Origin of the sequence: Tautonia plasticadhaerens (assembly GCF_007752535.1) — a bacterium.
Classification (GTDB): Bacteria; Planctomycetota; Planctomycetia; order Isosphaerales; family Isosphaeraceae; genus Tautonia; species Tautonia plasticadhaerens.
Genome location: NZ_CP036426.1, coordinates 7,771,492 through 7,794,358 on the forward strand (window position 1 = coordinate 7,771,492; position 22,867 = coordinate 7,794,358).

The 22,867-nt window shown below is 71.7% G+C and carries 17 protein-coding genes and 1 pseudogene; 9 read left to right on the top strand and 9 right to left on the bottom strand.

The genetic code is table 11. The features are described from left to right. Positions 1 to 49: 49 nt before the first annotated feature. From ElP_RS30990 to ElP_RS31005, 4 genes are all read right to left on the bottom strand, one after another. Positions 50 to 1,006, bottom strand: a complete 957-nt coding sequence (locus ElP_RS30990) for a TIGR03885 family FMN-dependent LLM class oxidoreductase (protein WP_145276849.1) — start codon at positions 1,004 to 1,006, stop codon at positions 50 to 52. Then, complete coding sequence (locus tag ElP_RS30995; protein WP_197446510.1) at positions 1,003 to 1,455, bottom strand: hypothetical protein; 453 nt, start codon at positions 1,453 to 1,455, stop codon at positions 1,003 to 1,005. Before ElP_RS30995 ends, ElP_RS30990 begins: the two co-directional genes overlap by 4 nt. An 81-nt stretch (positions 1,456 to 1,536) precedes the next feature. After that, positions 1,537 to 3,762, bottom strand: a complete 2,226-nt coding sequence (glgX, locus tag ElP_RS31000; protein ID WP_145276851.1) for a glycogen debranching protein GlgX — start codon at positions 3,760 to 3,762, stop codon at positions 1,537 to 1,539. Between the two features lie 277 nt (positions 3,763 to 4,039). Next, on the bottom strand, positions 4,040 to 6,556 hold the full coding sequence (locus ElP_RS31005) for an MMPL family transporter (RefSeq protein WP_197446511.1): 2,517 nt from the start codon (positions 6,554 to 6,556) through the stop codon (positions 4,040 to 4,042). A 449-nt stretch (positions 6,557 to 7,005) separates the two neighbouring features. Between ElP_RS31005 and ElP_RS31010 the strand changes: the two genes are divergently transcribed. Further along, positions 7,006 to 7,659 (top strand): Uma2 family endonuclease, encoded by a 654-nt coding sequence (locus ElP_RS31010; protein ID WP_145276855.1) that lies wholly within the window; start codon positions 7,006 to 7,008, stop codon positions 7,657 to 7,659. 12 nt (positions 7,660 to 7,671) lie between these two features. On the opposite strand, the gene ElP_RS31015 is transcribed toward ElP_RS31010, so the two are convergent. Together ElP_RS31015 and ElP_RS31020 are read right to left on the bottom strand one after the other, a co-directional pair. After that, positions 7,672 to 8,658 carry a C-terminal binding protein gene (locus tag ElP_RS31015; RefSeq protein WP_145276856.1) on the bottom strand — a complete coding sequence of 329 codons (987 nt, stop codon included), beginning with the start codon at positions 8,656 to 8,658 and terminating at the stop codon, positions 7,672 to 7,674. 65 nt (positions 8,659 to 8,723) lie between these two features. After that, positions 8,724 to 9,443: a hypothetical protein gene (locus tag ElP_RS31020; protein WP_145276858.1), complete on the bottom strand. Its 720-nt coding sequence runs from the start codon at positions 9,441 to 9,443 to the stop codon at positions 8,724 to 8,726. Positions 9,444 to 9,695: 252 nt separating this feature from the next. Here ElP_RS31020 and ElP_RS31025 point away from each other — a divergent pair, with 252 nt between their 5' ends. From ElP_RS31025 to ElP_RS31045, 5 genes are all read left to right on the top strand, one after another. Then, positions 9,696 to 10,475, top strand: a complete 780-nt coding sequence (locus ElP_RS31025; protein ID WP_145276860.1) for an HpcH/HpaI aldolase family protein — start codon at positions 9,696 to 9,698, stop codon at positions 10,473 to 10,475. A 107-nt stretch (positions 10,476 to 10,582) separates the two neighbouring features. After that, positions 10,583 to 11,119: an RNA polymerase sigma factor gene (locus ElP_RS31030; RefSeq protein ID WP_145276862.1), complete on the top strand. Its 537-nt coding sequence runs from the start codon at positions 10,583 to 10,585 to the stop codon at positions 11,117 to 11,119. Further along, entirely contained in the window at positions 11,077 to 11,691 is a 615-nt protein-coding gene (locus ElP_RS31035) for a hypothetical protein (protein ID WP_145276864.1), read from the top strand. The genes ElP_RS31030 and ElP_RS31035 overlap by 43 nt, the downstream gene beginning before the upstream one ends. Then, the gene (locus ElP_RS31040; RefSeq protein ID WP_145276866.1) at positions 11,688 to 13,151 is read left to right on the top strand and encodes a hypothetical protein; all 1,464 of its coding nucleotides are present in this window, start codon (positions 11,688 to 11,690) and stop codon (positions 13,149 to 13,151) included. The genes ElP_RS31035 and ElP_RS31040 overlap by 4 nt, the downstream gene beginning before the upstream one ends. A gap of 30 nt (positions 13,152 to 13,181) precedes the next feature. Beyond that, entirely contained in the window at positions 13,182 to 14,732 is a 1,551-nt protein-coding gene (locus ElP_RS31045) for a DUF1559 domain-containing protein (RefSeq protein WP_145276867.1), read from the top strand. 150 nt (positions 14,733 to 14,882) lie between these two features. On the opposite strand, the gene ElP_RS31050 is transcribed toward ElP_RS31045, so the two are convergent. After that, a complete protein-coding gene (locus ElP_RS31050; protein ID WP_145276869.1) occupies positions 14,883 to 16,175 on the bottom strand; it encodes a hypothetical protein in 1,293 nt (430 codons plus the stop codon). 373 nt (positions 16,176 to 16,548) lie between these two features. Beyond that, a complete protein-coding gene (locus tag ElP_RS31055; protein ID WP_145276871.1) occupies positions 16,549 to 17,865 on the bottom strand; it encodes a glucuronate isomerase in 1,317 nt (438 codons plus the stop codon). 110 nt (positions 17,866 to 17,975) lie between these two features. Here ElP_RS31055 and ElP_RS31060 point away from each other — a divergent pair, with 110 nt between their 5' ends. The 3 genes and pseudogenes from ElP_RS31060 to ElP_RS41445 all read left to right on the top strand — a co-directional run. Next, the gene (locus tag ElP_RS31060; RefSeq protein ID WP_145276873.1) at positions 17,976 to 18,653 is read left to right on the top strand and encodes a Uma2 family endonuclease; all 678 of its coding nucleotides are present in this window, start codon (positions 17,976 to 17,978) and stop codon (positions 18,651 to 18,653) included. Between the two features lie 22 nt (positions 18,654 to 18,675). Continuing rightward, the gene (locus tag ElP_RS31065; RefSeq protein WP_145276875.1) at positions 18,676 to 19,431 is read left to right on the top strand and encodes a phosphopantothenoylcysteine decarboxylase domain-containing protein; all 756 of its coding nucleotides are present in this window, start codon (positions 18,676 to 18,678) and stop codon (positions 19,429 to 19,431) included. A 1,051-nt stretch (positions 19,432 to 20,482) separates the two neighbouring features. Then, positions 20,483 to 21,139, top strand: a pseudogene (locus ElP_RS41445) (nitrilase-related carbon-nitrogen hydrolase); the annotation flags it as partial. An 84-nt stretch (positions 21,140 to 21,223) separates the two neighbouring features. On the opposite strand, the gene xrtE reads toward ElP_RS41445, so the two are convergent. Then, on the bottom strand, positions 21,224 to 22,804 hold the full coding sequence (xrtE, locus tag ElP_RS40150) for an exosortase E/protease, VPEID-CTERM system (protein WP_231749329.1): 1,581 nt from the start codon (positions 22,802 to 22,804) through the stop codon (positions 21,224 to 21,226). Positions 22,805 to 22,867: the final 63 nt, after the last annotated feature.

Sequence of the window (22,867 nt, forward strand, 5' to 3'; positions counted from 1 at the left end):
TGCGCCAGGATTTCGGAATCCTTCCGGGGCGAGGAGGGGCCGGGGCCCCTCAACCCAGCGCCGGCAGCACGCGGTCGGCGAAGGCGTCGATGAAGGAGGCCGGGTCGGGGCCGACCGGGTGGAGATAGACGGCGTCGACGCCGAGCTCGGAGTCGGCGCGGAGCCATTCGGCGTGGCGGTCGAGGTCGCTGGAGACCCGGATCAGGTCGGCCATGCCCTCGGGGCTCAGGTGGGCGGTCTCCCGGTCGAAGTCGGACGGGAGGGGGAGGTCCTGGTTCTTGCCGAGGTCGACGGCCGCGACGGGCCAGTTGCGTCGGGCGGCACGGAGGGCTTCGGCCTCGGTGTCGGCCCAGCTGAGGGCGACCTGCTCGGCGACGGGCTTGCCCGCGCCGCCCCCCCGGCGGAAGGCATCAATGATTTTGCACTGGGCGTCTCGGGGGCCGGAGACGGTGATCAGGCCGTCGGCCCAGGAACCGACCCATTCGGCCGTCTCGGGCGTGAGGGCGGCACCATAGATCGGCGGGGGCGTCTCGGGGCGAGTGTAGAGCCTGGCGTCCCGGAGCCGGACGAGGCCGTCGTGGTTGACCGTCTCGCCGGCCCAGAGGGCCCGGATGACGTCGACCGACTCCCGGAGGCGGGCTCGGCGACGGTCCTTGGGGGGCCAGGGGTCGCCGGTGATGTGCTCGTTGAGGTTCTGGCCGGTGCCCAGCGCCACCCAGAACCGGCCGGGGAACATCAGGGAGAGGGTCGCCGCCGCCTGGGCGACGATCGCCGGGTGGTAGCGCTGGCCGGGGGCGTTGACCACGCCGAAGGGGAGGCTCGTCGCCTGCATCGCGGCGCCGAGCCAGGACCAGGCGAAGCCGCTCTCCCCCTGCCGCTCGGTCCAGGGGTTGAAGTGGTCCGAGCACATGGCCGCGTGGAAGCCGGCCCGCTCGGCCCGCCTCGCCAGGTCCAGCAGCCGATCGGGCGGGAAGAGCTCGTGGGAGCAGTGGAAGCCGATGGTCATCTCGAGGCCCTCCGCCCCTGGCCGGGGCCGCGGACCAGGGCCCAGGCAGCGGCCAGGCCCAGTTCGGCGACGGCGTCGGCCAGGTAGATCGGCGCGATCCTCCCCCTGGCCACGTAGTAGACGTCGATCGCCGCCAGGCCCAGGGCGCTGCCGGCCGCCAGCAGCTCGATCTCGGGCGTGACCCGTCGCCGGGCGCCGGCCAGGCCGATCGCCCCCCCGGTGGCCGTCACGAGGGCGCCGACCGTCTTGACGAGCCAGACGTCGACCTTCGGCCCCGTGACCTCCTGGAAGCTGTCCACGTCCAGCAGGGCCCAGAGGCCGGTGGCGGCGTAGTAGGCCCCCTGCGCCACCGCGAGGGCCTCGGCCGGATGCAGGCCCCGGAGGCCGGGGCTCGGGGCCGTCGCGGCTCCGAGGGTCCGGGAGGGACGGCGGGGCTCGGGTCGGGTCATGGGCGGTCCCTCGGGGGCGGTCCATGGCCCCGGCCAGGCCCGCCGGAGCGGCTCATGGCCGGGGCTCGGGGCGTGACCGACTCAGCGCTGGGGCATCTCATGCCTGGGGGCCCGGCGCTCGGGCATGTCCAGGCGGCCGGAGAAGGCCTGGTCGGTCTGCTCGGCGGAGAGGGCGTCTCCGGCGTGCTCCTCGTTCAGGCGGAGCCGGAAGAGGACGACGGACCGGCCCTTCAGGTCGTACTGCTGCCCCTGGGGGTAGGAGGCGGGGGCCGCGTCGGGCGCGGCGGTGTCGAGCAGGACCTCCCAGTGTCGCTCCGGCTGGTGGTCGGGCAGGGTGAAGGGGACGGGCTCCCAGTGGGCATTGAACAGGGCGAGGATCGTCTCCGAGACGATCGGCTCGCCGCGCTCGTCGCGCTCGCCGATGGCGTCGCCGGCCAGCCTCATGCCCAGGCAGCGGACGAAGCCGGCGCCCCAGGCCTCGTCCCCCATCTCCTGGCCGGAGGGGTCGAGCCAGGAGAGATCCTTGATGTCCTTGCCCCGGATCGGCCTCCCCTTGAAGAAGTTCCGGCGCTGGAAGACGGGGAACGTCCGCCAGACCCGGCTGACCTTCTTGACGAAGTCGAGGAAGTCCCGTCGCGTGTCGTCCAGGTTCCAGTCGAGCCAGGAGATGTCGCTGTCCTGGCAGTAGGTGTTGTTGTTGCCCCCCTGGGTGTGCATCAGCTCGTCCCCGGCGAGCATCATCGGCACGCCCTGGGAGAACATCAGGGTGGCGATGAAGTTGCGCATCTGCTGGACGCGCAGGGCGACAATCCCGGGGTCGTCGGTCGGCCCCTCGACGCCGCAGTTCCAGGAGCGGTTGTCGTCGGCGCCGTCGCGGTTGTCCTCGTGGTTGGCCTCGTTGTGCTTCTCGTTGTAGGAGACGAGGTCGCGGAGGCTGAAGCCGTCGTGGCAGGTGATGAAGTTGACGCTGGCGTAGGGCTTGCGGCCGTCGCTCTGGTAGAGGTCGCTGGAGCCGCTCAGGCGGGTGGCCAGCTCGGCGGCGGCGGTCTCCTGGCCGCGCCAGAAGTCGCGGATCTCGTCGCGGTAGATGCCGTTCCACTCAGCCCAACCCGGGGGGAAGTTGCCGACCATGTAGCCGCCGGGGCCGACGTCCCAGGGCTCGGCGATGAGCTTGACCTGGGAGAGGACCGGGTCCTGGTGGATGATGTCGAAGAACGAACCGAGGCGGTTGACCTCGTACAGCTCCCGGGCCAGGGTGCTGGCCAGGTCGAACCGGAAGCCGTCGACGTGCATCTCGGTGACCCAGTACCGCAGGCTGTCCATGATCATCTGCAGGACCCTCGGGTGCGACATGTTGGGCACGTTGCCGCAGCCGGTGAAGTCCATGTAATAGCGCGGGTCCTCCGGCGAGAGCATGTAATACGAGGCGTTGTCGACCCCCCGCCAGGAGAGGGTCGGGCCGTTCTGGTTCCCCTCGGCGGTGTGGTTGTAGACGACGTCGAGGATGACCTCGATGCCGGCCGAGTGCAGCCCCCGGACCATGGTCTTGAACTGCTGCACCGCGTCGAGGGCGGTGGTGGTGCCGACGTAGTCGCTGTGCGGGGCGAAGAAGGCGAGGGTGTTGTAGCCCCAGTAATTGACCAGCCCCTTCTCTTCCAGGTAGCGGTCGTCGGCGTGGTGGTGGATGGGCAACAGCTCGATGGCCGTCACCCCCAGGTCGGTCAGGTGGCGGAGGATCGGTTCGGAGGCGACGCCGGCGTAGGTCCCCCGCAGGTGCTCGGGCACCTCGGGGTGCTTCATGGTCAGGCCCTTGACGTGGGCCTCGTAGATGAGCGTCTTGTGCCAGGGCGTGCGGGGCCGGCGGTCGTCCCCCCAGGTGAAGGCGGGGTCGACCACCCGGGCCAGGGCGGCGAAGGGGGCGCTGTCGCGCTCGTCGAAGGTGGTGTCGTCCTGGCCGACCTTGTAGCCGAACAGCGAGTCGTCCCAGGTCAGCCGCCGGCCGATGAGCTTGGCGTAGGGGTCCAGCAGCAGCTTGTTGGGGTTGAAGCGGTGGCCCTGGGCCGGCTCGTACGGCCCGTGGACCCGGTAGCCGTAGAGCTGCCCCGGCACGACGTCGGGGAGGTAGCCATGCCAGACCAGGTCGGTGCGCTCGGGCAGGGCGATGCGGTGGGACTCCTGCGTCGACTCGACCGAGTCGAACAGGCAGAGCTCGACCTTGGTCGCGTGCTCGGCGAAGAGGGCGAAGTTGACCCCGGCGCCGTTCCAGGTCGCGCCGAGCGGATAGGGTTGTCCCGGCCAGACTCTCATCGATGAATCCCGTTGCGTGGATTATTCGGATGCCGGGGAGTGGGTTCGTCGCGCCCCCCGGCGAGGTCGCGACGGGTCGTGTTCACGTTAGCCGATCGCGGGGCCTGAGCGCAGTCCCGGCCGGCCCATGGGCGTGAATCGGGGGCGGGCCGCCCGATGTCGGGGCCGGGCGACCGGGGCCGGGGGACCGAGGCGAGGCGGCCGGGGAGGCGACCTCGCCCGTGCCCGGACGCAAATCGGGTGCCGGGGGCCGGGAGGTCACGCTGAGCCGGGCCCGTCAGGGCCGGGACGCGCCCCGGGAGGCGATGCCGTAGTCGACCCGGATGACCGCCGAGACGGGGCCCGGGGCCGCCTCCTCGCGCAGGACCGCGGGGGCCGGGCGGGCCCCCCCCCGGCCGCCCCGGAGCCGCTCCAGCAGGACGATGAACGCCGGGACGAGGATCGGCCGGACGAGGAAGGTGTCCAGCAGGACGCCGAAGGCCAGGGCGAAGCCCAGTTCCCGGAGCGCCAGCAATCGGCCGGTGAGCATCGAGCCGAAGGTGCCGGCCATGATCAGGCCGCACGAGCTGATGATCCCGCCGGTGGCCGCCACGGCGCGCCGAGTGCCGTCGATGACGCCGTGGCCTCGTTCCTCCTCGACGACCCGGGACATGAGGAAGATGTTGTAGTCCTCCCCCACGGCGACCAGGATTACGAACAGGAAGAAGCCGACCTTCCAGTCGAGCCCCTGCCAGGGCTCCGGCCCGGCGTGCAGCGACCGGAAGACCAGGTCCGTCAGGCCGAGCGTGGCGAGATAACCGAGCACCACCGTGGCGATCAGGTACAGGCTGATCCCCGGCCGCTTCAGCAGGAAGACGAGGATCGCGTAGACGCCCAGGGTCACCAGCACGTACATCCGCCGCTCGTCCACGCCGATCGACGACCTCAGGTCGTAGAGCATCGGCGTCGAGCCGGCGTAGCCGACCTCCGAGCCGGCCAGGGGGCCGACGGCCCCGTCCCCGGGGTCGACGACGGCGGCGACCTCGCGGCGGATCGCCTCCAGGGCGTCCATGCCGTCCTCGGAGAACGGGTCGAGCGTGAGCAGCAGGTCCAGCCGGGTGATCCGGCCGAGGTCGGCGGGGTCGGCCGGCTCGGTGCTGACGTAGACCGGCTCGGCGGCGAGGTACCCCTGGTCGATCAGCGCATTGCGGGCCTGCTCCAGCGGCCTCCGGAGGAAACCGGGCAGCGCCTGCTCCTCGTCGGAGAGGCGGATCGTCCGCTCCAGGGGTTCTCCCAGGGGCCGGGCCAGGGACCGGACCCGGGCGACCTGGGGCATCTCCGTCAGGCGGTCCGACAGGGAGGCGATCGCCTCCCGGCCCTCCTCGGTCCGGAAGTCGAGCGCGGGGCTCCAGAGCAGCAGGGTCGTCGGGCCGAGCTCCCCGATCGGGAAGTAGTCCCGGATCATCGCGGCGCCGAGCTTGCTCGGGGCGTCGGCCGGCAGGTCGGAGAGCTGGCCGTAATTGGACCGGACCCGCGTCCCGTGCAGGGCGAAGGGGGCCATCGCCAGCAGGCTGACGGCCAGGATCGTCGCCGGCCGACGCGCCACGAGGTCGGCCACCCGGCCCCAGGGGCCCCTCAGGGCGGCCTCGGCCTGGTCCGGGGCCGTCGAGGAATGGCCGTTGGACCCGGCGTGGGCCGACGGGTCGACCGGCACCGGCCGGGGCCCGCCGAACGGCCAGTCGATCGCCCGGCCGAACCAGCGCAGGAGCACCGGGGCCAGCGTCAGGGCCGCCACCAGGGCCACCGCCAGGCTCAGGGCGATCGCCGGGCCGCTGAACTGGATCTTGGCGAAGCTGGAGAACCAGAGCATCCCCAGGCCCACGATCACCGTCCCGGCGCTGGCCACCAGCGCCGCGCCGACCTGCCGGATCGCGATCGCCAGGGCCTCGGGGATCGCGTGCCCGTGCGCCCGCTCCTCCCGGTACCGGGCGATCAGGAACAGGCAGTAGTCCGTCCCGGCGCCGAAGAGGACGACGATGACGAACACCTTGGTCACGTTGATGACCTGGAAGTCCAGCCCCGGCACCCACCGCAGGGCCGGCAGGCCCTTGAGCGAGACGAACGCCGACAGCGCGATCGACACCAGCGGGATCAGCGCCAGCAGCGGCGACCGATACACCGCCAGCAGGATGGCGATGACCAGCGCCACGGTGGCATAGGTCGTGGTGTCGATGCTCGCATTCGACGACTCGTTCATGTCGTGGCCGACGACGGCCGAGCCCGTCAGTCCCAGTTCCAGGCCCGTCGGGACCCGGCCCTCCAGCTCGGCCAGCACCCCCTCGACGGCGTTGGTCGTCAGCCTCGCCTGCTTGCTGGCGTAGGTCGCCTCCACGCCCACCAACGTCAGCGCCGCCTGGCCCGATCCCCCCTCCCCGGAGCCGCCGATGAGGATGGTGTCCATGTAGCGGTCGCGGAAGTCGGTCACCGTGGCGATGGCGAACTCGGGGCCGATCAGCCCTCCGAGCCGGTCGGCCAGCAGGCCGACGAAGGCGCGATCGGCCTCCGAGAGCGGCCCGTCCGGCCGCTCGGCGACGACGACGATCGACGAGTCGGTCGACTCGGGGAAGCCGCGCTCCAGCAACGCCTGGCCGGCGACGCTGATCGACCCCTCCGGGAAGAACCGGACGTCGTCGTCGAGGCTCACCTCGTCCCAGGACGGCGCGTAGCGGCCGAACAGGACGGCCAGGCCGACCCAGGCCAGCACGACCAGCCATCCGCGACGGGTCACCAGGCGCGCAATCAGATCGAAGATCATGGACGAATCCCAACCGCCGGCCGGGCCCCGATCGCGTCCCTCGCGAACCGGAGGGACCGTCTCCGGCCCTCGGGCCTCGGGCCTCGCAAGTCGTTGCCCGACACGATAGTATAACCTACGCGATCTGTCAAAACCGCCTCCCGCCTTCCCCGATCCCCTCGCCCCCCCAGCCCCTCGACCTGATCCGAGGGGGACCGGACGGATCCGGCATCGGTCGATCCGGGACGGCCCGGCCAACCCTCCCGACACGTTCCGTGCCAAGACGGTCATCCAGGTCGGATGACCCCTCCTGATTCCCCTCGACGGCCGATTCCTCCCCAGGTCCGCCAGGTTCCCGCCGCCGATCCCTGGTTCCTCCAGCCCGACTCGACAGCCCCGGCCCGGGCCGGTATGCTCGGGACACGGGCAGACACGCGTTCACCATCGCTCCCGATTCGGAGGGGACCCCGATGTCGACCCGCCTCGGCTCCCATACCTCCCCGGGCATCGACTACCCCGACCGCGACGGCCAGCCGAGGTCGGACAACACCTTGCAATTCCAGTGGATCGTCACCATCAAGGAGGGGCTCGAAGCCCTCTTCCGGGACCGGCCCGACGTCTTCGTCGCCGGGGACCTGCTCTGGTACCCCGTCGAGGGGGATAACAAGACGAGGACCGCCCCCGATACGCTGGTCGCCTTCGGCAGGCCGAAGGGGTATCGCGGCTCCTATCGCCGGTGGGAGGAGGGCGGCATCGCCCCCCAGGTGGTCTTCGAGGTCCTCTCCCCCGGGAACCGCTTCGGGGAGCTGCTCCGCAAGTTCAAGTTCTACGAGCGGTTCGGGGTGGAAGAGTATTACATCTACGATCCCGACCGGAACGACCTGGTCGCCTACCGCCGGGAGGGGGAGGTCCTCGTCGAGATCGCCGAGCCGAACGGCCTGGTCAGCCCCCGACTCGGCGTCCGGTTCGAGCTGACCGAGGACTCGTTCGAGATCCTCGGCCCCGACGGGAGGCGGTTCCAGACCTACGTCGAACTCGCCCGGGAGCGGGACGAGCTGCAAACCCGGGCCGACCGGCTCGCCGACCGGCTCCGGGCGCTGGGGATCAACCCGGACGAGTCCTGATCGGCCTCCCCGTCAGGCCGGGCAGAGCCGCCGGGCCGCCTCGTTGACCGGGCACCTCGGCGGCTGGCCGAGCAGCAGTCGGCGGACCTCCTCGGCCGACTTCCGGCGCATCTCCAAAAACCCCTCAACGCTATAGAAGGCGACGTGCGGTGTGAGCACCACCCGGGGATGGGAGCGGAGGCGGTCGTCGTCCAGGGGCTCGCGCTCGACCACGTCGAGCCCGGCCCCGGCGAGGTGTCCGGAGTCGAGGGCCTCGATCAGCGCCTCCTGGTCGACGATCGGCCCCCGGGCCGTGTTGATCAGGACCCCTCCGGATCGCATCCGGGCCAGCCGATCGGCGTTGACGAGGTGGTGGGAGGCCTCGTCCAGGTAGCAGTGGACGCTGACGTAGTCGCTCTGCTCGAACAGGGCCTCGGGGGTCGAGGCCCTTCGGACCCCCAGCGCCTTCTCGAAGCCGGGGGCGACGTGGGGGTCGTAGAACACCACGTCCAGCCCGAACGCTTTCGCCCGCAGCGCCGTCGCCGAGCCGATCCGCCCGCAGCCCACCAGGCCGAGCGTCCGGCCCCGCAGGCGGGGGACGCCGTAGACGACCGGCACGTCCCAGCCGCCCTTGCGGATCGCCTCGTGCGAGGGCAGGAGCCGCCGGATGACGGCCAGGAGCATCATGATGGCGTGGTCGGCCACCTCCTCGGCGCCGTAGTCGGGGACGTTGCAGACGGGGATGCCCCGCCGCTGGGCCTCGTCCACGTCGATGTTGTTGTAGCCGACCCCGGCCCGGACGATCCCCTTGCAGTGCTTGAGTCGGGAGAGGGACGCCTCGGTGAGCATCGGCACGTCGTGGTAGACGATCAGGGCGTCGGCCGTCGGCAGCGGCCCGGCCAGGTCGTCCTCGGAGACGGCCCCGGCCAGGTGGATCCGGGCGATGTCGCCGAGGATCGGCCGCTCGACGTCGGCCTCGGTGAGGAAGTCGGTCACGATGACATGGAAGGGTTCGGCCATCGGGGTCGGCTCGTCGCTCGGGGGGAGGTCCGGGAGATCGTCGGGGATTCCGCCCCCGGGATCGGTCATCGGGGGGCCGGTCGGGATCGGAACCAGGAGCGGACTCGGGCCGGCTCCAGCAGGGCGAATCGGGCCATCGAGTCGGCCCCGGGGCTGGGGCCGGAAACGAAGCCGGGGTCGGGGTCGGGGCCGATGTCCACGACCACCCGGGGCGGCAAGTTGCGGAGCAGCCGGCCGATCGGGCCGGGGGTCGGCTCGAACCGGGCGGATCGGACCCGTTCCCTCGGCACCGACCACGGCTCGCCGTCCCAGGCCGAGGGGAAGAACCAGAGGTTGCGGTCGGTCAAGACCAGGCTGCCCGGCTCCGACCGAAGGCCGACGAGCTTCCGGGCCGGGAGGGACGCCGCCACCCGCTCGGTCGCGGCGAGGTGGAAGCCGAAGCCCCGGCCGGCCTGGTCCTCGTCGTCCCGCTCGGTGATCGGCGACAGCCACTTGCGGAGCAGCCGATCGACCACGAGCCGGACGAACAGGTCGACCGCCAGGGTGAGCACCGCCGCCAGGAAGAAGGCCAAGAAGAGGGCCTGCGGCGTGTAGCCGATCAGCCAGGCCAGGCGGAACCGGCGCGGGAACCCCCGGGCCCGTCGGCGGATCATGGCCCAGAGGGCCAGTTCCATCAGCACGGCGAGCAGCACGAAGCTCCGCCACAGGAAGGCCCCGATGGCCAGCCGGATCCGGCTCGGGGTCGGGCTCGGGGCCGAAGTCGGGGTCGGAGCCGCGTCGATCATTCCCCCCTCGTTCGGTCACGTCCCCGGATCGGCTCGGATCTGCCCCGATCGGTTATCCCCGATCCCCGCCCGGGGATCAACCCGCCGAGGCCCCCGGCCGGCAACCCCGGGCGTCCGGGCCGTCGGGTTCGTAGAATCGGGCCCGATGCCGGGCCGAGCCCGACCCCGGCCCCGATCCGGCCGCCGTCGGGGCCCGGCCGTCCGTCCCCAAGGCCGCCGAGAATCACGACCCGATCGGGTCGGGGAGCCCCCATGCCTCGGATCAAGGAACGCCTGGCGCAAGGCAAGTTCGTGAAGCTGTTCGGGGTCGGCCAGCTGTTCCACCCCAAGCTCGTCGAGGTCGTCGGCGAGCACGGCGGGTACGACGGCCTCTGGCTGGACCAGGAGCACTCGGGCCTCTCGCTCAAGGAGATCGAGCTGGCCGTCCTCGCCGCCCGGGGGTACGGGCTGGACCACTTCGTCCGATTGCCGGCGACCGACTACGCCTCGATCATGCGGGTCCTGGAGATCGGCGCCGGGGGGGTGATGGTCAGCATGGTCAAGTCCGCCGAGGAGGCCGAGCAGGCCGTCCGATGGGCGAAGTTCTGGCCCCGGGGCGAGCGCGGCATGAACGGGGGCAACCGGGACGGCCGGTTCGGCCTGACTCCCATGGCCGAGTATGCCGAGAAGGCCAACGCCGAGACCTTCGTCGGCATCCAGATCGAGACGGCCGGCGCCATCGCCGAGGTCGCCGAGATCGCCGCCGTGCCCGACGTCGACCTGCTGTTCGTCGGCCCGGCCGACCTGAGCCAGGTGCTCGGCGTCCCCGGCCAGTTCGAGCACCCGAAGTGCGTCGAGGCGATCGGGCGGATCGCCGAGGCCTGCAAGCGCGCCGGGAAGCCCTGGGGCGTCGTCCCCCGGGGCACGGCCTACGCCGACCGCATGGCGAAGCTCGGCTGCACCATGTTCGTCTGCGGCCTGGACATCCACGCCCTCCACGAGGGGATCCGCGCCTTCAAGGGCCGATACGAGACGCTCTTCGACGCCGACTGACCCGAGCCCCGCCGAGGACGAGAAAAATCCGATCGGCCCGGGATGACGGCCTCCGACCGTTGTCATGGTCATAGCAAGAGGAGTCGAGGACCCGGGACGATCGGCCCATGGAACCGGAACAGCTCGCCCGGCTGATCGAGCGCCACGCCGACGCGCTGGTGCTCTTCGCCCGGCAGTGGTGCGACGCCCCCGAGGACGTGGTCCAGGAGGCCTTCGTCGCGCTCACGGGCCAGGGAACCACTCCCGAGAACCCGGCGGCCTGGCTGTTCCGGGCCGTCCGCAACGGGGCGATCAACGCCGGGACGGCCTCCCGACGGCGGAGACGCCACGAGGAGATCGCCGCCTCCTCGGCCCCCTCCTGGTTCGACCGGCCCGACGACCCGACCGGCGTCGCCGGATCGGTCGCGCACGCCATCGACCCGGACGACGCCGGGAGAGAACTCCGATCGCTGCCGGTCGACCAGCGGGAGGTGATCGTCGCCCACCTCTGGGGCGGCCTGACGTTCGGGCAGATCGCCGAGCTGACCGGCCGGTCGTCGAGCGCGGCCCATCGCCTCTATCAGTCCGGCCTGGAAACCCTGAGAACCCGCCTGGGGGCACCATGTCGCAGCCGAACCCATCGGAGCGGCCCGACCGGGACCTGATCGAGTTCGAGCGAGCCTTCGGCGCGCTCTCGCCGACGCCCGGCCGGCTCGACCGAGACCGCCTGATGTACCTCGCCGGCCGGTCGGCCGCCCGCCGATCGCGCGTCTCCCCTCGGGCCTGGCAGATGATCGCGGCCGGGTTCGCCCTGGTCGCGATCGGCGAGGCGGTCCTGCTCGTCTCCCGGCCCGACCCGGAGCCCCGGATCGTCGAGCGCCTGGTCCACGTCCCCGCGCCGTCGCCGCCCCCCGCCGATGGGGAGCCGGCGGCGGGACTCGCCTCCGCAACCGACTCCGACTCCGACTCCTCGACGGGCGACCTCGAACGGGAGCCGGATCCGGTGGTCATTCTTCGCCGGTCCCCTCGTCCCGAGGGGCGCCGAGGCGTGGCGGAAGGACGGGGCCCCGGGGTGCTCTCCCCGTCCTGGCTCCGAGGCCGGGACTTCCGCCTCGGGGTCGATCCCCTGCCCGAGCCCCCTCCCCTGCCGATCGCCATGAGGCCCCTCGTCGGGGCCCCCGACCGCCCCTACCGTTCCGAGCTGGATGCCCTCCTCGACCCGGGAGAATCGTCGTGAAACGACCCCTAATTCCCCTGATCCTCGTTTCGGCCTCGGTCGTGATCCCGGGCCCGATCCGGGCGCAATCCGACCCTCCGGAACCGACGGTCATTGTCCTGCACCCGGCCGGGGAGCCGACCCCGGCCCTGAAGTACACGCTCCTGCCCGAGCCCAGGGAGCTCCTCCCTGGCAACGCCGCCATCTTCTACCACCGGGCCCTCCACCTCCTGCTCGAGACGCAGATGGCCCAGGAGCGGCAGGCCCGGTCCGAAGGGAGAGACCAGCCCGAGCGGACCGAGGCAAACATCATCGACTGGATCGACCGTCCCCTCGGGGAGATCCCCGTCGACGAGGCCCGGGAGCAGCTCGACCTCTACGGCCGGGTGCTCCGGGAGGTCGAGCTTGGTGCATTGCGGGAAGACTGCGACTGGGAGTTCGACCGCCGCCCCGAGTCGATCGACCTGCTGCTGCCGGAGGTCCAGTCGAGCCGTTCGCTGGCCCGGCTGGTGTCGCTCCGAGTCCGGTTGGCCATTCTCGACGGCGACGTCGACGCCGCCGTCCACTGGCTCCGGACCGGCTACGCCCTGGCCCGGCACGTCAGCGACGGGCCGAGCCTGATCCAGTCGCTCGTCGGCCTCGCCATCGGCGGGGTCATGAACGGCGACCTGATCGAGCTGATCCAGCTCGAGGGCACGCCCAGCCTCTACTGGGCGATCGCCCACCTGCCCGATCCGGTCGTCGACATGTCCGCCGGCCTGGTGGGGGAGCGCTCGCTCGTCGATCGCCTGATCCCCGAGCTTCGGGAGTTGGAAGGGCCGCCCTGGAGCGTCGAGCAGGCCCGACGCTTCGTCGAGGACCTGGGCCGATCGCTCTCGGGCCTCTCCGGCCAGGCCGAGTTCGACCGCTGGACGACCGGCCTCGGCCTGACGGCCCTCTTCGCCAGGGCCTACCCCGACGCCAAGCGGTCCCTGATCGAGGGGGGGATGCCGGAGGCGGAGGTCGAGGCGATGCCGGTTGCCCAGGTCGTCGGCCTCGTCAGCTACCGCAGGAATCGGGAACTGAGCGACGACCTCTACAAATGGATGGACATCCCCTACCCCCAGGCGTACCGGCCCATCCAGGAGACCTACGAGGGCTTTACCGTCGAGCAGAAGCTGTCCGACCCCGGGGTCGTGCTGTTCGAAATGCTCCGGCCCTACCTGCTGGGCGTCAAGATGGCCGAGGTGCGAGCCGACCGCCAGCTCGCCGCGCTCCGATGCGTCGAGGCGATCCGCCTGTTCGCCGCCTCGCATGATGGCCAACTCCCCCCGAGCCTCGACGCGATCGCCGAGGTCCCCCTCCCCCTCGACCCGGCCACGGGGGAGCCCTTCTCCTACGCCGTCGACGGCGACACCGCCACCCTCTCCGCCCCGCTCATCCCCGGCGGGCCCGACCACCCGGCGTATCGGATCGACTATCAGCTCCGGCTCGCGGACTGAACCACTCAATCAACCCCTCGGAGCACCGACATGACCTCGCTCCTGCTCGCGGTCCTGACCACCGCCCCGATCCCCCCCGCCCCGGGGCAGGAGGCCCCCGACGCCCCCCGGGCCTCGGCCGTCGCCCCGTTCGTCGGCGAGGAGACCTTCGCCGTGCTGCACGTCGACCTGTCGAGCCTCGACATCGACGGACTCGCCCGTCGGCTGCTCGCCGGGTTCATGACCCCCCGGGAGGTCGACGAGGCGACCGGGGGGCTGTCTTCCTGGGTCGAGTCGCTCCGGGAGGCCGGGGCCCGGTCGTTCTTCCTGGTGGTCGACCCGGCCGACCTGCCCGGCCTGCCAATCGCCGTCGTCCCGATGACCGAGGGGGCCGACGCCGAGGCGATCGGCCGGATCCTCTGCGGGGGCGGTGAGGGGGCCGACGCCGCCTTCCCCGTCTCCTGGCCGACCTGCGCCACCTTCCGGGGGGCCGTCTTCGCCGGCACCGACGCCGCCCTGGGACGCCTGCGAGGCCGGGAGCCCGTCGCCCGCCCCGGCTTCGACGCCGCCTTCGCCGCCCCGGGGGATGCGCCCGTCCGCCTGCTGATCGCGCCGAGCGACGACCAGCGCCGGGTCGTCGAGGAGATGCTGCCCGCCCTCCCCGGGCCGCTCGAAGGGACGCCGGTCTCCGCCCTCTCCCGGGGGATGCGATGGGCGGCCCTCTCCCTGGAGGACCAGCCCCGGCCGACCCTCCGCCTCGCCATCCAGGCCGCCGACGAGCCCGCCGCCCGACAGCTCGAAGACCTCGCCCGGGACGGCCTGGGATGGGTCAAGGCCGAGACCGGGGGAGACGCCTCGATGGCCGAGTTCGCCCGGGACCTGGACCGGATCGAAATCCGGGTCGAGGGCAACCGCCTCGAACTGGTCGCCGACCTGGAGCAGGCCGCCGCCCTCGTCGGCGCCCCGCTGCGACGGGCCAGGGAGGCCGCGAAGCGGGCCCAGTGCGTCAACAACATCAAGCAACTCGGCCTGGCGATGCACAACTACCACGAACGACACAAGTCCTTCCCCCCGGCCTACAGCACCGACGCCGAGGGCCGTCCCCTGTTGAGCTGGCGCGTGCACCTGCTTGCCTTCCTGGAAGAGCAGACGCTTTTCGACGAGTTCCACCTCGACGAGCCCTGGGACAGCCCCCACAACGCGGCGCTGATCTCCCGGATGCCGGACGTCTTCCGCTGCCCCTCCGCCAATCTCGCCGAGGACGGACTGACCACCTACCTCGTCCCCCGGGGCGAGTCCACCATCTTCCCCGGCGCCGAGAGAGTTACGCTCAAGGAGATCACCGACGGAACCTCGAACACCGTGTTCGTGATCGACGCCGGCCCGGACCTCGCCGTCCCCTGGACCCGGCCGGCGGACTGGGAGGCGGGCGAGGGCGACGAACCCGACCTCGGGGGCCTCTTCGGCAACCACCCGGGAGGGACGAACGCGGGGTTCGCCGATGGCTCGGTGCGATTCCTCCGGGAGGAGATCGACCCGGGAACCTGGCGGAAGCTCCTGACGATCGCCGGGGGAGAGGCATTCGGGCCGGACGACTACTGACGAGCACGTTCGGGCGCTCGCCCGTCTCAGGACAGGGAGTCGATCCCTCCTTCGGATCCGAAGACGAACACGACGAGGCCCGGTGCGATCGATCGATCGCACCGGGCCTCGCGTGAATTGCCGTCGGGCTCACGCCGGGGAGGGGGCCGTTCAGTACGCCCGGAGCCCGCCGCCGCCGGGGTAGTTGCCGCCGCCATAGCGTTCGAGGGTGCTGAGGACGCCGTCGTTGACCCGGCGATAGAGGCTGGAGCGGTTCTCGGCCGCGACCTCCTGGCGGATCCACTCGCGGGCCTCATCGGAGAGGCCCCGGGATCCCATCGACTCGGCAACGGCGCCGAGCGCCTCGAGCCGGTCCACGTCGTCGGGGTAGAGGACGATGCAGCGTCGGGCGTCGGGGAACCGGCCGGCGGCGATCAGGCTCTCGACGAGGACGTCGTTGAGCGTACCCCGGAGGTCGGCGATCGGGATCGAGGCGAGGGTGCGGGCGGCCTCGGCGTAGTCGCCGGTCGCCACCCCGGGGTCGCCGCGACGGGCCTCGGCCTCGGCGATGGTGACGATCGCGTCGAACCGGAGTTCCAGGCCCGGGATCGACCGGGAGAGCCGACGGCCCAGCTCGAACTGGTTGGAGGTGGCCGCCGACCCGGTCACGGCCGTCAGGGCGATGTCGCGCCAGACCGGCACCCGGATCGCCGCCGCGTGCTCGGCAGCCCGCTCGATGTAACGCCCCGCCAGCTCCCGGAGCCGGGGGACGAGCCCCTGCTGGTCGCCCAGCGCCCCGGGGTCGCGGAAGGCGATCACGCCGATCGACTGGCCGCCCTGGGCCTGCTGCTCGACCACCACGTACTGCGTCTGCGGGCCGTAGCCGATGTGCTCGATCCGAAACGCCAGCTCGGCCGCCCGGTCGAACGCCTCCAGCGCCCGGTCGAGCAGGTCGACCCGCTCCTGGATCGAGAGTTCCGGCTCCAGCGACAGGATGCCCGCGGCCCCCGAGACGGCCGAATTGATGTCCTCCTGCGCGAGGCTGACGAACGCCCTGCTCGTCGAGATCAGCCGGAGGTCCCGCCGCTTCGGGTCGACGATCTGCGTGGTCGACTCGGCGGCCCGGTCCAGGGCCCGCCGCGCGGTCTCCAGGTCCCGGGTCAGGATCTTGTAGCGGGCGGCATCGACGAGGGCGAGCGAGCGCTCGGCCGGATCCTCGATGCGGAGGATGTTTTCGAGCAGCTCCTGGTCGATCCGCTCCACTTCCTCCCGGGAGAGGTCGGTGCCCGGGATCAGCGGCCGGGTCTCGAAGCCGGGCTCGGCGACCCCGGAGGGGGGCTGGCCGATGTCCTCCTGGGCCGGGACGGCGGCGGGCTCGGCCGCCCCGCCGAACGGGGAGGGACCGAGCAGCAGCCCCAGGCCGAGGGCCGCCGCCTGCTGCGACACGATGCGAAGTCTCGACATGGTGCTCCACCTCGCCGGCGTTCGGCCGGTCGGACCGCTCCGCCCGTCGCTGGGGGCGCGGGCGACTCCTCGTCGTGGCCGGTCCGCCGACCACCCCCATCGCCCAAGGGTTCCCCGCGATCCCCCCCCGGTCAAGCGGCCCGCCCCCCAGCCCGGCCCCGGCCCGTCCGGCTCCGCCGATTCATCCCCGCATTCCGGATGCCCCGATCGGTCCGATTGGGGCGGAACGGCCCCCCGGTCGATCCCCTCGGGCCGACCCCGGCGCCGGATCGCGCCGGGCGAGGGACGGCCCCATCATGCGTGTCGAGGGACGACGGAACGCGGAGCCCGGGTGGCCGGGGCACAGGCTAGCCGCTAACCTCCACGGGTCACCCTAACCCTCGGAGGGCCTGGCGAAGATCCGCCTGGGGTTGTCGAGCAGGATCGTCCGGGCCAGCTCCAGCGCCCGGTCCTGCGACCATCCCAGGCCCCGGACGCAGTCCTCGGCGAGCGACTCGGCCAGCAGTCGGCGATACATGTTGAACTTCGGCAGGATGAACTCCAGCTTGTAGGCGTCGGAATAGTAGCCGACCTGCTTCGTCTTCGGCACCGCCTGGAGCCTCGCCTTCAGGTCGGCGGCGATGAACGCCGGCACGTTGGAGTACCACCAGTGCCCGTTCGGCACCACGTTCGGGAAGATCCAGGAGAAGGCCACCAGCTCCGCCCCCGCGTCGGGCGAGAGGGTGGAGACCGGGAAGGTGACGCGGGGGAAGCGGTTGAACAGCCCCGCATACTCGTGAAGGCTCACCCGGCGATCGAACAGGTCGCGCCCGCCGGCCACCCCGGCGGGGTAGACGTTGCGGATCGGGCCGATCATCAGGTCGAAAGGCAGGCTCCACTCGTCGCACAGCTCGGCCAGCGTCCAGAAGACCAGCGTGCGGACCTCCTCGTGCTCGTCGGGGCGGAGGTCCATGTGCGTCAGCGCCCGACGCACCGAGTTCTGCGAGGCGATCGGCGTCGCCTCCCTCGGCACGAAGTCCGGCGGCAGGCTGATGGCGCAGGCCCGGGCCCCATGCCCCACGAAGTACTCGAACAGGCTGGCCAGCGCCATCCGGAGCGACTTCACGTCCCCCACGTCCACGTTCGTCGAGGCCATCAGCCGCTGGAGCGTCCTCGGCTCGTGCAATTTCAGGACGAGGTCGTCGGTCCTCAGGCAGGGGACGTATTTCGAGGTGTCCCAGCCCTCCAACGGGTCGTCGAACTCGTTGGTCAGGAAGACGGCCTCCAGGTTCGTCTCCTCCCAGACGGCCGCGTCCCAGGCCGGGCCGGCCCCCTCGGCCGAGTGGTCGGCCCGGCGGTCGAGGTCGTCGATCGTGTCGGCGTCGATCCGCTCCCCCTCAAACCCGAAGAAGGCCCGGGCGATCTCCAGCAGCCAGGAGTACTGCACCGTGTTGTCGATCCGATGCAGGTGTCGCGCGAGGTTCCGGGCCCGCTGCCGGGGCTCCAGCCCCGGGTCGACCTCCGAGGCCGGCATCCCGGCCGAGTGGGCCAGCTCGGTATAGTAGTGGTACCCCAGCACCTCGTCCAGGTTCCGCGACGCCGGCCGGTGCGCGTCGATGTGCGAATGCGGGTCGTAGATCGGCCAGGTGACGATCTGCTCGAACAACTCTCGGGCCAGGGGGTCGTGCGGGACGAAGAGGGCGGTGCTCATCGCGGGCTCTCGGGCGGGACGAGGGCGAGTCGAGGGTGCTCGGATCGGCCCAGCTTACGGGATCGCGGACGGGTCGGCAAAGGCCGGACGACCGATCGAGGAGGTGGTTGATGGCATCGGCGACGAGGCCCAGGGCGGCCGACACGAGGCTCGACCTGGTCGACGTCTCGTGGGCCGGATTCAAGCGGATGCTCAAGGTCCGGGGGGACCGGAGCTCGCCCCGCATCTGGTACCTCGACGGGAGCCTCACGCTCGTGTCACCCTCGCTGCCCCACGAATTGCACTCCAGGCGGCTCGGCCGGTTCGTCTCGGAAGTCGTGACGGAACTGGCCATCCCTTGCCTCGCCGTCGGGGCGACCACCCTCTCCCGGGCCGACCTGAAGGTCGCCGTCGAGGGCGACGAGGTGTTCTACCTGGCCAACGCCGAACGGATCCGTGGCAAGACGGAGCTGGATCTGAACGTCGACCCGCCCCCCGACCTCGCCATCGAGGTCGTCATCACGCACGGGGCGAAGAAGGCGATGACGATCTACCGCCGACTCGGGGTGCCCGAGCTCTGGGTCTGCACCCCGAAACGACTCCGGTTCTACCGTCTCGGAGCGGACGGGACCTACGCCGAGACGCCCCGAAGCCTCGCCTTCCCGTTCCTCTCCGCCGAGGAGGTCTTCTCCTGGGTCAGCCAACCGCACGCCAGCCTCGAATCCGAGTGGACGCTCCGGCTCCGCGCCTGGGTCCGGGACGAGCTGGCGCCGAGGGCCCGGGCCGGGGGGCGTCCCGACGGTGACTGAGCCGGGAGATCGACCGAGGCCGATGCGGGTGGTCGTCACCGGGGGGGGCACGATCGCCCCGATCGACGACGTGAGGCACGTTGCCAACGCCTCCACCGGCCGCTTCTCGGCCGCCATCTCCGAGGCCTGGCTGGAGCGAGGGGCCGACGTCTGGCACGTCCACGCCCCCTCGGCCGAGCGACCGATCCGCCGGCACCTCGGCCGGCTCGACCTCGACGCCGATCCGGCCGAGATCCGGCGCAGGCTGGACGAGGTCACGCTCCGGTGGCGGGCCCACCGGGACCGGCTGCACTTGGTCCCCCTGCCCCGGGGAGATGTCCGGGACTACGCCACGGCCCTGGCGCAGGCCCTCCGCCCCCGCCCGACGCCGGCCGACGTCGTGATGCTCGCGATGGCCGCCTCCGACTTCGAGCCCGAGCCGACCCCCGGCAAGCTCTCCTCCGACGCCGACGAGCTGCTCATCCGCTGCCGACGGGCCCCGAAGGTGATCCAGTCCGTCCGGGACTGGGCCCCCGACGCCTACCTCGTCGGCTTCAAGCTGCTCTCCGGCGCGACCGAGGCGGAGCTGATCCGGGCCGCCGAGGAGGCCTGCCACGTCAACCGGGCGGATCTGACCGTCGCCAACGACCTGCGGCACTACCGGGCCGGCCGCCACACGATCCACCTCGTCCGCCCCGGGCACCCGGTCGAGACCTATTGCTCCGCCGAAGGCGACCTCGCCGCCCGCCTCGTCGACCGCATCCTCGACTGGACCGACCGCTCGGGATCTGGGATCTGAAGATCGTGCTCGAGGGCATCGCGTGTCGACCCGAGCCGACGGCAGCCAGGACGATCGAAGCCCGATTGCACGAACAGGACGCGCGTCGATAAGCTGGGGCTCGACCCGGGCCGTGTTCCGATTCCGATCGGGGGTCCGACGAGGGCTCAGATCGATTCGACGCCCCGCCGATCGACCGGCTAGTCCGATCGCCCCGGAGGCGTCGATCGCCCGAAGGGTGCCCGATTTCATGAGGGCCGCGCTCGACGACGCCCCGACGACTCGACGGGGCCGATCCACCCTCGGCATGGTCCTCTGGGGAGGGATCGCGATCGGCCTGTCCTTGATGCTGGACAGCCCCCATTTCGGCGACGACGCCGTGGTCATCTTCCTCTGCGCGATGAAGCTCGGCCGGGGCCGTCGGGCCTCGGCCGGGATCCTCGCAGTCCTCGGGTTTGCCGCGACGTTCCCCCCCCTGACCTTGCCGCTGTACTGGGCCTGCGGCACGCCGCTGGTCTGGCTCTGGAGGCGTCGCGACGCGCCGCCGGGGGCCTGGCGCGGTGAGGCATTCTGGATCGGGTTCGCGATGTGCTGGCTGGCCTCGCCGTTCGTCCGGGCCGACTTCGGGCGGCTCGGTGTCGTTGTCCACACGCTGGCGAGCGCCCTCTTCGGCGTCCAAATGATCGGGATCGCCGCCGTGTTGCGAGGCACTCGGGGCCAGCCGCTCCCGATCGCCGCCGTCGTAACGGCCGCCGCTGCCACCGGGCTCGAACTCTTGCGCATGGCCGTGCTCGGCTGGCCGTTGCTCCAGCTCAGCGCGCCGGCGGCGTCGACCCCGCTGGCGCAATGGGCCGCCTGGGTGGGCCCGTTCGGGGTCTCGTTCCTACTCCATTCCGTGAATTTCCTCTGGCTGCCGATCGACGTTCCGCGCCGGGCGTGGCAGGGCCCGGCGCTGGCCGTCCTCCTGGCGGTCGCCTCTTGGTCGGGCGGCCGGGCGATCGCCGATCGGGCCCGGATCGACCCGATCCCGCTGCGGGTCATGCTCGTGCAGCCCAACCTCCCCGTGTCGCCGATGGCCCAGGGGCCCTCGGAGGCCCGGGTGTTGGCCGGTCGGCTCGATGGCCTGACGCGACGGGCCCTGGAGGAGGGCCCCCCGCCAGACCTGATCGTCTGGCCGGAGGCCTCGCTCGGGCCAGTCCATGAGGGCTCGTACCCGGGAGGAACCGGGCCGGGCAGGCGGCCGACGCTCGCCGAGGTCGCCCGGGAACTGTTGGCCGCCTACCGGACGGCCTGCCTCGTCGGGATGATCGTCAGGAACCCCGACGGGAGGCTGTCCAACAGCGCCTGCCTCATCAGCCCGGGAGGGCGCCTGTCCCGCTATGACAAACGGCGACTGGTCCCCATCGTCGAGCGGCGCTACACCCCCGGGAACACGACCGGCCCCCTCGTGCTGACGACACGGGACGGCCGTCGCGTGCGGCTCTCACCGAGGATCTGCTACGAGATCCATTTCCCCCGCCCGTCCCGGCCGGCCGTAAGGGATCGGCCCGACCTGATGGTCCTTTTGACCAACGAGAGCGCCTATCGCCATTACCCCGGCATGGCCCGGTACGGTACCTGGAATTGTCAGTATCGCGCGATCGAGCATCGGACCTGGCTGATCGTCGCCGCGAGTTGGACGCGCAGCGCCCTGATCGACCCTGCGGGTCGAATCCGGGCAATCTTGCCCGACGGGCCGGGGACGTTGCTGGTCGGCCCCGGGTACGTCCGTGTCAGCCCGGCCGACGAACCCGACCTGCCCCCCCGAGCAGGCTCATTGCCAGAGGGCCCAATCCCCGGTCGCCAGGACATAGGCCGCGATGAGGGCATTGGTCGTCGCGTGCGCGATCACCGCGTCAAACAACTTCTGACGCCGATAGAGGGCCAGGCCGAACAGCATGCCAGTCAGGGTCCCGGCCAGCCAACGGCCGTGGAGCACGCCAAACAAGGCGGACGAGACCAGGAAGGACGCCCAGGTGAAGGCCCCCGTCGGCAATGACCAGTACTCCGCCGCGATCAGCCGCCGGGTCAGATACCCCCGGAAGGCGAGTTCCTCGACCAGCGGGACGACCAGCACGGACCCGATGACCCGGGCGGCGAGCCAGGAGGAGGCCGAGAGCGGGCCAAGGCCCCTCGGCCCGACCATCGGCCCTCCCTGCGGGCTCCCCCGAGACGGCGCGAGCGGCTCCAGCGCCATCCAGAGGGCGAACGCCGAGCAGCCGATGGCCACGGCCCCGAGGGAGAAGGTCGGGCGGAGCTCCCCATACCGACGGCGGTAGAGCCACAACGCCCCGGCCGCCGAGGCGACCTGGAAGGGATAGAGCCCGGCCGACCCGCCAGGCAAGGCGTCCGAGACCATCGCGGCCCCGATCAGGACCAGGAACGGGACCAGGTACGGCGACGTGGGATTCGGCTCATCCCGGGCCTCGAGGTCGGGCCCGGCCCGGAGGAACGACCACCTCCCGGCGACGAGGACCAGGCCGAGTCCGATCGCGTTGAACGCCAGCCAACCGGCCTGGGAGTGGAATCCGTTCAGGGCCACTCCCCCCAGGCCCGCGGAACCCAGGGCGATCAGGGCTGCGATACGCACCACGTTGGCCAGCCAGATGAGCCCGACCCCCACCGGTAGCAACAGTAGCGCTCTCGGGAATCTCAGGCGATCGCGGGCCACCCAGAGATAGGCCGAGACCAGGCACAGGACCAGGCCCATGCCCTCGTATCCCGAGCAGGAGGAGGCGATCCGGACCTGGAACGTCGGCGTGCCGACGAGATACGCCTCGGGGTCGCACACCGGGGAGGTCGACAGGACGTGGAGCAGCAGCTCCACCCCCCGAAGGGTCGCCCAGGCCAGCGACGCCCAGAGCCCTTGGAACATCTGGCCGACTCCCCAGATGCCCAGCCCGAGTGCCCCCCCGACCGGCAGGAGCGCCCTCCCCCGCCTCAGCAGCGGCCCCCAACGGGTCGGGGGCACGCCAATGGCCGCCCACGAGGCCAACGTCAGCAGCCCCGCCCCGGACCAAGCGGATGCCCAGAGCAGGGCTGGCACAAGGGACCGACTCGGCCCCTCGAGCACGACGTGCGTCAGCCAGGTGAACAACCCGAGCGCCCCGGCGTGCACCAAGATCACCGGTCCCCACGAGGGGCGGTCCAACGTCCCGGCGTCGCGCGGCTCTCCCCTCCCGGCCGATGGCTGCCGAGACAGGATCAGGGCCACCGTCGCCACGCCCACGAAGAGCCGGAAGCCGATCGCCGGGAGCGACAGGAGTAATTCCGGCAACGGACCCGTCGCCGTGGCCGAGTCGAAGCGAATCGTCAACCCGGCCGCCTCGGCGGCGAGCAGGGCGACTAGCCCCACCCAGCGGCCTGCCTGCCCCAAGGATGACGCGGGCGGGCCGCCCGTCGATGGTCCGGATGATTC